Below are 12,566 nucleotides of genomic sequence, written 5' to 3'. Positions count from 1 at the left end.
GGATGCGAGATTGGCCAGCGCGGCTTGTAGAAGCCTTGGGCAAACCTAAATGCCCAGGTCAGAGAGGGGTGGCAGGCATGGCTCGGGGAGAGCGCCGCCACTATCCTCGGGCTGCATGTTCTCCATCCACCGCCACCACAGACTCGTGGAACACCTCACGCGATCGCACGAGCCCGTAGCCCAAGCGGGACCTTTCGCACTTCACTGGCTGAACCCGCCAGAGGGTGAAAACGAGGCCGAGTTGATGATGGTCCACGATCTTCGCCTGTCGGAGATCGACAACAATGTCGGCAAACACATCCGCCACTCGCTGATCCCGATGCTGGCGAGCACGCGACAGGCGTTAGGAAAAGACCTGCCTGTGTGGGGTGTCTGGGACCAGGAACCTCACGCACTCTTCAACCAGCTCATGGCGACCACGCTCTACTCCGTGCATGCCGACCCGTCCACCTGCTCGCGATGGTTCTACCGCAACACCCTGAAAGGCCTGCGCGAGTCGCCCAGCGAAATCGATCCCACGGACTTCATCCAACCGTTCAGCGAGATCTATCGACGCGTGCGCGAACTGCGACTTGGAAAGTCACTTCTGGATGCCGGGACGTGCCACGGATTCATGCCGCTGCTGCTCAGCACGGATGATCCGGACTCCCGGATCGTCGGCCTGGACATCGACGACTTCCTCATCCAGGCGGCGAGGCATTACGCCGAGGGCGAGGGTATTTCCGGAGTGGAGTTCCTGACGGCCGACCTGTTCGACCCGCGTACCGAATTCTTGCCTCGCTTCGACACCGTCACCGCCATTCACCTGCTTGAACACCTCGACCGCGACACGGCCGCACGCGCCGCCGAGGTGCTGTGGCAACGCACGGCCCAACGACTGATCATCAACGTCCCCATCGAGGAGACCCCTGACCCCTACTTCGGCCATCGCCACTGCCTCGATGTGGGCCAACTGACTGACCTGGGAGAACGACTTGGAGGCCACAGCACCACCTTCGAGGACCACGGCGCTTGGCTGGTCGTGGACCGGTGATGATGGGAAATCACTGCCGGTTCTGCAATCAGGTCACGACGGACATCTCGGCCGGGGTGTACGAGATCGTCGTGAAGATAACGGGGATCTCCACCGCGCACGCGGCCTTGATCAGGGAGCCGGTGGCTTCTACCGCCTCCGAGAGATCAGCGCCCGACGGGTAAGAAGGGTCGGTGAATTCGTAGGTGAGGTCCGCGACGACGATCGCGGGTCTGCGGCCTCGACGGACGCCCACGCCGAAACCAGCGTGGGCGTAGAGGGCGTCGATTCCGTCAGCCACGGCCCAGCTCCTTGATCAGCTTGCCTGGGTACGTACCTTGCCGAGCAACTATCCCTGGAAGAGCCCGACCGCGAACGCGGCGGCGATCGGCACGTATTTGCTCACGTTCGGCGGCAGAAGGGCGGCGGGCTCCACGGAACCACCAGTCGCAGCCTCTCCACGTGTGCCCGCGGAGGCAGGAGCCACCCCAGCGAGCACCGCGGGGCCGACAAACGCCCCGCTCCCGAACTGGGCGATCTTCCCCGGGATCAGAACGTCGGTCTTGAGCCGCAGGACCGCGTTCTCCCCCGCTTCCCCACCGGGATGACGACCTCCGCCTCGGTGTCCCCACTGCCGTGCGTGTCGGCGCCGCGCCCCTGAAGCCGCAGGCGCCTACGCTCTGTGAGACAGAATGAGGAGTGCTGTTCGCAAGCCCGGAGGCCAAGCAGGTCGGCCTCCGGGCTGTCGGCGTTGGAACATCTGGTTCCTCCGAGGGCGACAGGCGCGGCTCGAACTCACCTATCAGCGGCCAGCACAGGACCCGGGTTCGTCTGCGCGGTGGTTCGGGCACCACCTGCCCGAGCAACACGAGTGGTACCAGTAGCTCTGTGATTGTCAGCTGTCAGGGCTGGTGAATTCGCCGACCCAGCTTTCTGTAGTGGCCGAGCAGTCTCGCGGTTTCCGCAGCCGAGTGCCACTGGCGAGCTCCCAGTCGAGGTGGGGGTGTGGTGTGCCCCGGGTTGAGTGGAGGCGGATTTCTGGATTCTTGTGCCACTTGATGAGAGGAAAGTGGCATGGGACGACGGGGCTACCCGCCGGAGTTCCGGCGCAAGGTGCTGGACCTGCTCGAAGCAGGTCGCACGGCCACCGAGCTGGCCCGTGATCTGGACATCAGCACCCAGACGATCTACACCTGGCGGCGGCAAGACCGCATTGACCGCGGGCTGGAGCCGGGCCTGACCAGCGGTGAGAAGGCCGAGTTGGCGGCCGCTAAACGGCGCATCGCCGAGTTGGAGACCGAGCTGCAGGCCACTCGCCGGGCGATCGAACTCATCCGCGAGGCGGCACCCCCAAAAGACGGTTCGAAGCCATCGCCGTGATGGCCGGCGAAGGCATCCCGGTCGAGGTCGCCTGCCGGGTCTTGGCCGTGTCGGTGTCCGGCTACTACGCCTGGCGGGACCGGCCGCCCTCGCCGCGGAGCATCCGACACGCCTGGCTGACCGACCTGATCCGGCAGATCCATCAGCACTCCCGCGGCACCTACGGAGCCCGGCGGGTGCACGCTGAACTGCTCCTGGGCCACCAGGTGCCGGTCAGCCACGGCGCGGTGGAGCTGCTCATGCGCCGGGCCGGGCTGGAAGGACTCAGCGGCCGGCCCAAGTGGCGGCGCACCAAGCCGGACCAGATTGCCACCGACCTGGTCGAGCGGGCCTTCACCCGGACCGGGCCCGACCAGCTGTGGATCACCGACATCACCGAGCACCCGACGCGCGAGGGCAAGGTGTACTGCTGCGTGGTGCTGGACGCCTACTCCCGCCGGGTGGTCGGCTGGTCGATCGACTCGACCCAGACCGCCACCCTGGTGACCAGCGCCTTAGGGATGGCCATCGACAGCCGCACGCCGCCGGCCGGAACGATCATCCACTCCGACCCGGGGTCCAGTTCGGATCCTGGGTCTTCACCCAGCGGGCTAAGGATTCCGGCCTGCTGCCGTCGATGGGTAGCGTCGGGGACTGCTTCGATAACGCCATGATGGAGTCGTTCTGGTCCCGGATGCAGGTCGAACTCCTGGACCGCCAGCGCTGGAACACCCGCATCGAGCTGGCCAACGCGATCTTCGAGTACCTGGAGATCTGGCACAATCGGCAACGACGGCACAGCAGCCTGGGCATGCTCACCCCGATACAGTTCGAGAACGCACCCACCGTGGCATGACAATCCAGGAACGCGACTCCATCAAACCCGGGACACTCCTGTGCTTACGTTGAACCCGGGACAGTTTCTCCCCATAGTGTCCTCGTACCAGGGAGATCCGGTAGATGAGTTCAGGGTTCTCGCATCCCCATCGAGTGCCGCACGCCTCGTCGAATCTCCCGACCGCGTGTCCCCATATCTCGGGGGACCGAAAGTTGGCCGCCCAGGCGATTATCCATGGTATTTGGAGCGCCAGGGGAATCTGGTGATCTCCTCCGGAAGGCGTACGTCGCCGCAGAGGGCCTGGTCGGGGGACTCGCCGTGGATGATGCTGTCCAATTGAGGAGGGCCCATCTCCAGCCGTTGGCCGACCACGATCCTGGGCCGCCCTTCATAGTGGTGGCTGAGATGCTGCTCGAGCAGGCCCGGTGAAGCGTGAGAGTCAGCGTCCAGGAAGAGGATCATGGCTGCCGGGCGGCGTCCAAGAATGACCCGCCGCCCGGCAGTCGTTGCGCTCAACGTCACGAGTGATACCGGCAGATGCAACCGGGGCCCATGTAGTCGCCGCCACAGCCGCTTCGGCGGGCATCGGCATCTCAATGACCTCCAGCACGGTTGGCGCCTCGATCACCTGGATTTCGTCCAGATTGCGGTCCGACACGTCGACCACGGTGGTTGCCATGGTCATGTCCTGTCCTCCGCTCGTGGCGCGTCCGTGGCTGACACAGGCACAAATCATGTCATGACGGTGCGAAGGTCCACCCGCGTTGATCCACTGCGGTTATCGTCCGCTTGACCCTCGGCAGCGCGTGGCGCTCTGCCTCACGCACGGCACCGGGGAGGGCCGGAGTTGCCGCTGGTGCAACCACAGCCACCTCTTCCTGCAGTGACGATCTGCATGGCCTCCAGCACGGTTGGCGCCTCGATCACCTGGATCTCGTCCAGGTCAAGGTCCGACACGTCGAACACGATGGTTGCCATTGTCCTGTCCTCCTTTCGTGGCGTGTCCGTGGCCGAAACAGGCCACGAATCATGTAATGACGGTACAAATATCCGCCCCCGTTGATCCACTGCGGTTATCTTTCGCTTAACACTCAGGGAAACGGTGCGGATAGGGATTGATTTCGGTCTCGGGCGATGGCCGGCTCCGGTATCCGAGCCGTACGGGAGCGGTTCGCAACCGCGGCAGCCCGTGGATACGCCAGTTACAGCGACCGAAGGTCATCGGCAGGTCCCGGGGCAGGGCTCCGGTGAAGCTGGTGACTAGGCTCGTACCGGTGCACGGCTGTGCCGTCTGCGCACCCTCTGCGGGAGAGGAGCTGCGGCTGCGCAGCATCGCCGTCGTGTCGGCGGGCGAGGAGGACGGCGACCTGCTCGAGCGGCTCGATGTGGCCTGCTTCGAGCACGGCGTGAGGTGGACACAGGCCCGGTACGCTGCAGGGATCCTCCGATTGGCCCCCGCTTCGACCAGCATCTCACGGCCTGCCTGACTTGCTCCCGCAGCGTGGAGCGCATCCCGGAGGACGGCCCCGCCCAGGACGGACATGGAAGAGCTGGCCTGGGCGATCGTCGCGGGCGAGATCTTCCATCAGCGGGCCGGGATCGGCACGCCCTTGGAGATGGGTACGATCGTCACTTTTGATCTACGCGCTGGTCATCGCATCAGGAGGTCGTCCGGCGCCGGGCAGGGTGCAAGCGCTGCGGCCACCTGGCGTAGCACTGCCATACCTCAAACATACCGGCTCGTCCTACTTTCGACCTGAATCCGTCCCTCGATGTGGATGCGTTAGGCGAAAGGGCTTCGATGCCGGCCACCGAGATCCTCGACTTCGATGTTCGACCTCACCGTAAGCGGGTGGGAGGTGGAACCCTGACCCTGGACCGCCGCCTGGTCCCGGTCGCCTCCTTGTCCGAGAAGTGTTACCCCTGTTCGGGCACGACCGGTTGCAGCTCGTGCGTTGACACGCCGGGGCCGATCGCTCCCCGCTCGAAGACGAGGACGAAGAGTAGTCGTGGCAGCGGCCGCCGTCGAGAGCGCGGTGGCCCGCGTGCTGCATCCCGGGTGTTTGTCTAGCGAGGTAGAGGTGCACATCCCACCATTGATCCGGCTGGCCGGAATATCGTCGCAGGTCCTCCGCGAGTTGCGCTTCCACGAGGTCGGACAGGCAATGGAGAAACATCTGGAGTTGCGGCGCAGGCTGAAGGCCGAGGGCGAGCAACTAAGCGACGGTCTGTACGAAGTGATCGGTGGCTTGGCCGACGATCCGGCCAAGCCGTTCCTCGTCGGATTGCGTCGAGCCCTCTACCAGGGGCGAACACCCACCGCGCGCGAGTGGAGCCCGAGTACTCGAAAGGCGCTGGGGCTTGAGCTCGCCAACCGAGTGGAGCACTGGCTGGACCTGCACGCGCAGTGGCGCGCGGGTGAGCTCGACCTCGATGAGCTGATCAGATCCGAGACGGGCGCTCGCGCCGCCAGCCTGCGACACATCGCGTCGACGCCCGCTTTCCGGCGCGGCCTTGTGCAGTCCAGTGCCGCGCTGGCGGACGACCTGGATAAATGGCTGGCGGACCCTGACCGCGCCCCCCGGCATCGGCTGGCGGCGGCCTTGGCCAAGTACTTGACCCGCGCCGCCGCCAAGACTAGTCCTTTCAGCACGTTCATGGTGACCGGGCCAAGCACGTGGACCGAGGACGATGTCGCGGTTCGCCAGAGGGCGGATGGACTGCGAGGCGCGCGGGGACTACTTCAGCTCGGCCATGTCACCCGGGCAGACCTGCACGTGGCGCTGGTGACGAGCGAGCGCACCCGGCGCGGCATGATCATACGAGTCAATCCGAGCGTGGTCGTCGTCGGCGATCGGCTCCGCTTTCTCGGCCGTCCTCCCGAGGAACCGATGGTCACCATCGGCAGCACTCCGGCGATCCGTGCCTGCCTGGACCTGCTCAGCGAGGCAGCGGACGTCACCGTCGGCGAGCTCGTTGGGCGCCTGGCGGCCAAGGGAAACTCCGAGCCGTCACAGGTCAACGCCTTTCTCGATCGCCTCGTCGAGGTCGGCTTGCTACAGGTCACGCCGCATCCCGGCGGGCAGGTCACCACGCCGGGAGCGACGGCGCGATGGTTACAGTCGCTCGGCGAGGAGTTCGCCCATGAGGGAGCGCTCGTCCAGACTGTCAGCGATTACCTGAGCGACGATGTGCCGATCGACGACGTAGCCAGGCATCGGAGCCGGCTTAGCGGCGCGAGTCACGCGCTCGCCAGCCTTGCCCGACATCTGGGACAACCGATCGAGTCGAGCGAAAGCCTGGCCACCTTCGACGCCGCCGTGGCCGAGGGGCCGCTGGCCGAGTGCGGGCGAAGCGCCTGGCAGCCGGTCTTGGACGACCTGCAGATCATTCGTCGGTGGCTCGCGTTGTTCAGCTCTGGCCTCGATCTGAAGATCGCCCTGGACACGTGGTGGACTCGAAAGTCGTCCACCGACCATCGGGTCCCCTACCTGGACTTCTACCACGAGCTTATGAAGGAGGTCGCCAGCGGCTCTGCGGCGGGCGAGGTGATCGGCGGCCTGTGGCGTTCGACGGCGAAGTGGCGAGAGAGCGGGTCAGCCCGCGCGGACGAACTTCACGTCCTCCGTGACGACGCCGCCCGAATGCTTTGGGGCGAGCACGATGACGACGGGGTCGTCAGCATCGAGCCCGGGGAACTGGCCGTCGCGGTTGCCCGGTTTCCCCAGTGGGTGGACGAGCTGCACTCGCTGGGGATGTACGGCCAGCCACTGATGGAGACCGCGGGACCGGCGTTTGTGGTCAACAACGTTTTCATCGGATACGGCAAGGGCCACCGCCGGATGGACGGCTTGATGGATCGTCGGGCGGAGCCCTGGGTGATCCCCAACGACTATCCGTTGTTCGCCGGGCTCGGAGGATCCCTCGGAACCTCGTTGAACGTCCGGGAGCCATGCGTGCCATACGAGATCGTCTATCCGTGGCACGGGGACGCGCGTCCCGGAGTCCACGAGCTCAATCTGCGCGATCTGTGGGTAGAGCGCGATCACGCGCGTGGACTCCTGCGCTTGCGGGCGGCGGGCCTCGACCAGGAGATCAAGCCGCTGCATCTCGGCCTGAGCGCACCGTGGACCCTGCCACGTGCCGCCCAGTTGCTCGTGAAGGGATTCGGGGAGGACGCTCCCGTGCCGATCGCTGCCCTCGCGCCGCGCGGGCACTGGTCGGCGCTGCCCCACTCGAGCTTGGTTCCCCGAGCACGAGTGGGGCGCGTGGTGGTGCGCCGCGCGCACCGGAGAGTGGCGCCGCAGGACATCCCTGCGCCGCGGGCCGGGGAACGAGAGGCCGCTTACCTCGTACGGCTGGCCGAATGGCGACACGACTCCGGGATCCCTGAAACCTGTTTCGTGAAGAGCCTCTACAACAGTCGTTCCCCGGCCCGAGTGGGTGAGCACAAGCCGCTATTCATTGACTTCGCCAACCCTTTCCTGCTGCTGGTCTTCACCGACTTTCTGCGGCTCCCCCACGACGCGGTCCTCTTCGAGGAAGCACTGCCGGATCCAATGTTCGCGTCCGAGAACTACGGCGGAGGCCATGTGATGGAGATGCTCATGGACGTCTCGGCATGGGACCGCTGACATGGGAGAGGACCAGTGGGTTAGCGCGCACATCTTCTACCACGGTGATCAGGACCGTCTCATTCTCCGATTGGTTCGGCAGATCGTGGACGACCTGGCTGGTCCCGGCTTCTTTTTTCTCCGCTACTGGGAAGCCGGGCCGCACGTGCGGTTACGTGTGCGGGCCGAGCCACCCGACCACGACCGGGTCCGCCGCTTGATCGAGGAGAGGTGCCGCGACTTCTTTCACTCATGGCCGTCCGCGAATCGCATGAGCCAGGCGGAATACGAGCAGTCAGCCCCTGGGCTGGCCCGCGCGGAGCAGATGATGGAGTTCGCACACACCCTGGCGCCGAACAACTCCATCTCGTTCATCCCGTATCGCAGGGAGTATCGGCGATACGGGCACCCGGCCATGGCAGCGGTGGAGGAACACTTCGTGGACTCCAGCAGGATCGTCCTCGCGATGATCGAGCAGGGGATCACCGACACGCAGCGGGTCACCGTGGGCGTTGCGCTGTACCTCATCGTCGGGCTCCAGCTCCAGGGGCCGGTCGAGGCTCCGCAGGAGTACGCCGAGCACTTCGCGCGGCAGCGCGACATCCTAATCCCGCTGGGTCGGCGCCTGCGCGCGTTGCTAGATCACGCGGATCGGGTGATGCGTGACGACGGCTTGGCTGGCTGGTCACTGACGACAGTGAGGCTGCGCAAGGCGCTGCAAGCGGACCATGGCAGGACAGCCGCGGTGATGACCACGTGCGCGCATCTCGCCGCGAACCGCCTGGGAATCGATCTGCTCACCGAGCGGTACGTGTCCTCCCTGGCGATGTGGACAATCCAGGAACTGCGCGAGGAAGAGCGGTGGGCATGACGTCACCGATCGAGGAAGTGGTCCAACTACGGCCGGAGGTGTGTCCGTGGCCGTGCAAAAGTTTTGCGGCGTCGTCGAGAGCGAGTACCTGGCCGGGACCGAGCCAGTGACGGGTGCGCGGATGCCACCGGCGCAGCGTGGCTGCAGTTCTTCCTGTCCGAGCCGTGCTGGGATCCCGATCGGATCAAAACAGCCGGAGCGTGGGCCTTTCGTGCAGGCGGCAGAAAGGCCCTACGCCGGCTTACCTGCGAGCGTGGATCAGCAGAACTTCGCCTTTCGCACGTCTGACCACAGGTAGGTCTTCGTGTAAAAGTTCTTCATCTTGCCGTGGGCCACGTACTCACACAGTGGGTCCAGGGCGTTGGACACGTCGACCGTGACTTCTCTTCCGTAACTGCAGTTGAGAACCTTTGCCCAGATCAGGCCATAAGGTGTCTCGCCGTGATCGACGATATGAACACCGCTGCTGCCGTAGCACGGGGCGCAACAGGGATCTGCTGACGCCGCCGGCGCGGTGACCGCCGCTCCTCCCAAACGAGAGAGCCTCCCAGTAGTGCACTTGCTGCACGTCTTGCTAATGACATTGAACTCCTTTCGTCTGTACGCAGGTTTTCGTCTCGCGCTGAAATGACGCTGGATCGGCCATGAAACTGCAGGTCACGGAACAACGAAGGCTGTTCTTGTAGAGACCGATGCGCTGGCCGTGGACGCCCTACTGCAAGGCGCGCGTTAACCACCAGATCGTCTCCCACTAGGCGTTTTTGTTGTTTCCGCCAGCCTGCATACTCCCGACCTGCACCGTTACGCCTGATCATGCCCCAGGACCGCGATTGGATGTGAACGCGAGTTGTCGTGCCTACGTTTTCTGTCCGCCAGACAGTGTGCTCGGGAGATCGGCCATAGAGAACGGTTATGACGGCAGGTATTGGACCGCGGCACCGCCTGCGGACGACCATGATGATCGATTCCGACCCACCGAGCGGAGAGACATCATGACCGAACAGCCGCAGCCGTCGAGGCGGGCCATCCTCACGAGCGGCGCCACGGGTGCGGTGGCACTGGCCGCCGGGGCCGTGGCCGCCGCCGCGCCCGCCTCGGCCAACACGCAGAACCCACCCGCCCCTTCCACGGGCAGGGCCGACCGCCGCGGGCGCTTCGCCGGCAAGGTGGTGCTCATCACCGGGGCGACGTCGGGCATCGGGCAGGCCACCGCGTACGAGATGGCAAGGCAGGGCGCGCACGTCTTCTTCTGCGGGCGGCGGGAGGAGTTCGGCCGGCGGCATGAGCGGGAGATCAGGCGGTTCGGCGGGGAGGCCACGTACATGCGGGCCGACGTGTCGGAGGAGGACGACGTGCGGGCGTTCGTGGGCGAGTGCGTACGCCGGTACGGGCGGGTCGACATCGCCTTCAACAACGCCGGCATCGAGAGCCCCAACGCCGCGCCGCTGCACGAGCAGACGCTGAGCGACTTCGAGCAGGTCTGGCGCACGAACGCGGCCGGGGTGTTCCTGGCGATGAAGTACGAGATCCCGCACATGCTCCGGCAGCGGGCCGGGATCATCGTCAACACCGCCTCCATCTCGGCCGAGGTCGGCTTCGCGACGATCTCGCCCTACAACGCGAGCAAGCACGCGGTGGCGTCGCTGACCAAGGTGGCCGCGCTGGAGTACGCGGACAAGAACATCCGGATCAATGCGCTGGCTCCGGGTGCCGTGGACACGCCGATGCTGGAGCGGGCGGCGAAGGCGTTCGGGGTGACGTACGAGCAGATCGCACAGGACTACCCGATCAAGCGCATCGTGCGACCGCAGGAGATGGCCCGGGTGGTGATGTGGCTGGCGTCCGACGACGCGACCGCCGTCCTCGGCACGGACATCGACGCCTCCGGCGGCTACCTCACCGGCTGACACCGGTGACGCGCTGACCGGCGCACCGGTGAAGGTCACGCGCCGGCAGTGACGGCTCAGCCAGTCCAGGGCCGGCATGAACGCCCCATCGGGATGCCGTACGGGCGGGCGTCCAAAACCAGGGGACAACCCTTGTCGACGAGCCGTCGCGAGCAGCCGTCGATCGTGCCGGCCCAGAATCCCACCTGGTCGCAGCGGGCTTGCCCACGAAGGTCAAGCCGACCCGATGATCTTCCGGACTTCTGCGATCATGCGGGCGATCAGGGGGTTGAACGCGTCACGAGGCCAGACGATGGCGAGGTCGAAGGGGGCGGCGTCGGAGACGGGGATCCAGCGGAGGTCGCCGACGGCAGGGAGTGTAGCGCTGAGCGGCTGCGGGGCCAGCCAGATACCCCGGCCGCGGGCCGCCTGCAGCAGGCAGTCCTCGATGCTGTCGACGATCGGGCCCGGTGGTGGCGGGCTGCCGGGGCCCGGGCCGGCGCACCAGTACCGCTCGGCCTCGGCGGAGGTGAGGACCTGGGGACGGATGACCGGTTCGGTGGCCAGATCGGCGAGAGTGACGGCGGAGCGGTGGGCGAGCGGATGGCCGGCGGGCAGGAGGACCACCCGGGGATCGGTGCGGATGACCGCGTGATCCAGTCCTACGTCGCCCACCGGCAACCACATGAAGGCGGCGTGGGCCTGTCCGGCTTGGAGGAGGTCCAGTTCCCGGCGAGGGGTGGGGACGCTGGTGAGCTCGACGCGTAGCCCGGGGGTGGAGGCCTCCAAGGCGTCGGCCACCTCGACCGCGAAGAGGTTGGTGGCGTACGGACAACATGCCAGGCGGATGGTTCCGGCCTCTCGCCTGGCGGTGGCGCGTACACGCTCGGCGAGTCCGGCCACGTCACTGAGCACGTCCTTGCCTCCGGCCGCCAATTCCTGCCCGGCGGGGGTGAGCAGCACACCTCTCGAGGTACGGACCAGGAGCGCCACCCGCAGCGAGCGTTCCAGTTGCTGGATGTGGTTCGACACCGCCTGCTGGGTCAAATGGAGCCTGGCCGCGGCCCGGGTGATGTTGAGCTCCTCCGCCACCGCGAGGAAGGACTTCAGACACCGCAGATCGATCATGTCTCAACGCTAGGCACCACATTTCGCTGGGACTGTCCCAACGACTTGTTGTTTCCCTCACAGCGACCCGGCACAGCACTATCGCATCGGCACGAGCCGCTGACTGACGGAAAGGATGACGAGGAGCGCCATTCCCCGCCGGCGGCTCCTCAGGCTTCAGCCGGCTGCTCCGCGAGTGCGGCGACAGGGTGGCGGCCACCGTCCTGGTACAGGTCGTTGACGGGAGCCGGTTCGAATGCTTGGGGCCTGCCTGACATTTACAGCATCTTTCGGGTGCTCATGCTCTAATCCCGTCTCATGATCAACAGAAGGGACCTCCTGATGACCGATCGTCCTCCCGCACAACACCCCGATTCCCGACGGACGCTGTTCGGCGTCGCCGCCGGCGCTCTTGCGGGCGCGACCGTACTGACCGCTTCGAGGCACGCCTCGGCGGAGGTCTCCGCGGAGGGCGGCGGTGGCGTGCGGCGCGTGGCCGACCGGGCGATGGACCGCTTCGACCACGGCTGGCGCACCGGCGAATGGGACCCGTTCCTGGCCATGCTGACACCGCGCTTCTCCTTCTGGTTCCCCGAAGGCCAGTGGCGAGGGCGCCACGAGGGCGAGGCCGGGCGGCAGGCCATCGCGGCATGGGCCGAGTTCCACGCCGACAACGGCAACAGGGTGCAGGGCCGGCGAAGAAGCGTCACCACCATGGGCGATCGGGTCCTGTACGAGTACGACTCCCGCGGCGCTTCGCCCTCGACGGCCGGTTACCTGAACTGGGAGACGATCATCGTCAAAGTGACAGGCGAGCGTATCAGCGCGTTGCACGAATACTGGGGGAACATTCCGCCGACCGGTGAGTGAGATCCCATGG

The 12,566-nt window shown here is 66.0% G+C and carries 10 protein-coding genes and 1 pseudogene; 7 read left to right on the top strand and 4 right to left on the bottom strand.

Annotated features, from left to right (window positions below; all coding sequences use genetic code 11):
* Window positions 1-115 precede the first annotated feature (115 nt).
* Window positions 116-1,033 (top strand): class I SAM-dependent methyltransferase, encoded by a 918-nt coding sequence (locus ID574_RS49670; protein WP_188196077.1) that lies wholly within the window; start codon window positions 116-118, stop codon window positions 1,031-1,033.
* A 28-nt stretch (window positions 1,034-1,061) separates the two neighbouring features.
* Here the strand turns inward: ID574_RS49670 and ID574_RS49665 are convergent, their stop codons facing one another.
* The gene (locus ID574_RS49665) at window positions 1,062-1,313 is read right to left on the bottom strand and encodes a cysteine hydrolase family protein (RefSeq protein WP_188196076.1); all 252 of its coding nucleotides are present in this window, start codon (window positions 1,311-1,313) and stop codon (window positions 1,062-1,064) included.
* Window positions 1,314-2,086: 773 nt separating this feature from the next.
* Here ID574_RS49665 and ID574_RS63175 point away from each other — a divergent pair.
* A pseudogene (locus ID574_RS63175) lies at window positions 2,087-3,227 on the top strand (IS3 family transposase).
* Window positions 3,228-3,648: 421 nt separating this feature from the next.
* On the opposite strand, the gene ID574_RS49645 reads toward ID574_RS63175, so the two are convergent.
* Both ID574_RS49645 and ID574_RS49640 read right to left on the bottom strand, forming a co-directional pair.
* On the bottom strand, window positions 3,649-3,894 hold the full coding sequence (locus tag ID574_RS49645) for a hypothetical protein (protein WP_188196072.1): 246 nt from the start codon (window positions 3,892-3,894) through the stop codon (window positions 3,649-3,651).
* A 134-nt stretch (window positions 3,895-4,028) separates the two neighbouring features.
* Window positions 4,029-4,187 (bottom strand): hypothetical protein, encoded by a 159-nt coding sequence (locus ID574_RS49640; RefSeq protein ID WP_188196071.1) that lies wholly within the window; start codon window positions 4,185-4,187, stop codon window positions 4,029-4,031.
* A gap of 278 nt (window positions 4,188-4,465) precedes the next feature.
* Here ID574_RS49640 and ID574_RS49635 point away from each other — a divergent pair, with 278 nt between their 5' ends.
* From ID574_RS49635 to ID574_RS49620, 4 genes are all read left to right on the top strand, one after another.
* Entirely contained in the window at window positions 4,466-4,696 is a 231-nt protein-coding gene (locus ID574_RS49635; protein WP_188196070.1) for a hypothetical protein, read from the top strand.
* Window positions 4,697-5,218: 522 nt separating this feature from the next.
* On the top strand, window positions 5,219-7,843 hold the full coding sequence (locus ID574_RS49630; RefSeq protein WP_188196069.1) for a lantibiotic dehydratase: 2,625 nt from the start codon (window positions 5,219-5,221) through the stop codon (window positions 7,841-7,843).
* 1 nt (window position 7,844) lies between these two features.
* Window positions 7,845-8,693, top strand: a complete 849-nt coding sequence (locus ID574_RS49625; protein ID WP_188196068.1) for a thiopeptide-type bacteriocin biosynthesis protein — start codon at window positions 7,845-7,847, stop codon at window positions 8,691-8,693.
* A gap of 992 nt (window positions 8,694-9,685) precedes the next feature.
* Window positions 9,686-10,600 carry an SDR family NAD(P)-dependent oxidoreductase gene (locus tag ID574_RS49620; RefSeq protein ID WP_188196067.1) on the top strand — a complete coding sequence of 305 codons (915 nt, stop codon included), beginning with the start codon at window positions 9,686-9,688 and terminating at the stop codon, window positions 10,598-10,600.
* A gap of 213 nt (window positions 10,601-10,813) precedes the next feature.
* Here ID574_RS49620 and ID574_RS49615 read toward each other — a convergent pair whose 3' ends face one another.
* Window positions 10,814-11,707, bottom strand: coding sequence for a LysR family transcriptional regulator (locus ID574_RS49615; protein WP_188196066.1), 894 nt, complete (start codon window positions 11,705-11,707; stop codon window positions 10,814-10,816).
* 321 nt (window positions 11,708-12,028) lie between these two features.
* On the opposite strand from ID574_RS49615, the gene ID574_RS49610 reads away from it, so the two are divergent.
* A complete protein-coding gene (locus ID574_RS49610) occupies window positions 12,029-12,556 on the top strand; it encodes a nuclear transport factor 2 family protein (RefSeq protein ID WP_188196065.1) in 528 nt (175 codons plus the stop codon).
* The last annotated feature ends 10 nt before the right edge of the window (window positions 12,557-12,566 follow it).

The sequence above is a fragment of the Nonomuraea sp. SYSU D8015 genome, from assembly GCF_008065375.1.
In the GTDB taxonomy this organism is placed as follows: Bacteria; Actinomycetota; Actinomycetes; order Streptosporangiales; family Streptosporangiaceae; genus Nonomuraea.
This window is presented reverse-complemented; position numbering and strand designations above follow the sequence as displayed.

What these genes read in the sequence shown, in the direction of transcription:
- ID574_RS49670 (WP_188196077.1), top strand. Translation starts at nt 116, where the DNA reads ATGTTCTCCATCCACCGCCACCACAGACTCGTGGAACACCTCACGCGA.
- ID574_RS49645 (WP_188196072.1), bottom strand. Translation starts at nt 3,894, where the DNA reads ATGACCATGGCAACCACCGTGGTCGACGTGTCGGACCGCAATCTGGAC.
- ID574_RS49640 (WP_188196071.1), bottom strand. Translation starts at nt 4,187, where the DNA reads ATGGCAACCATCGTGTTCGACGTGTCGGACCTTGACCTGGACGAGATC.
- ID574_RS49625 (WP_188196068.1), top strand. Translation starts at nt 7,845, where the DNA reads ATGGGAGAGGACCAGTGGGTTAGCGCGCACATCTTCTACCACGGTGAT.
- ID574_RS49620 (WP_188196067.1), top strand. Translation starts at nt 9,686, where the DNA reads ATGACCGAACAGCCGCAGCCGTCGAGGCGGGCCATCCTCACGAGCGGC.
- ID574_RS49615 (WP_188196066.1), bottom strand. Translation starts at nt 11,707, where the DNA reads ATGATCGATCTGCGGTGTCTGAAGTCCTTCCTCGCGGTGGCGGAGGAG.
- ID574_RS49610 (WP_188196065.1), top strand. Translation starts at nt 12,029, where the DNA reads ATGACCGATCGTCCTCCCGCACAACACCCCGATTCCCGACGGACGCTG.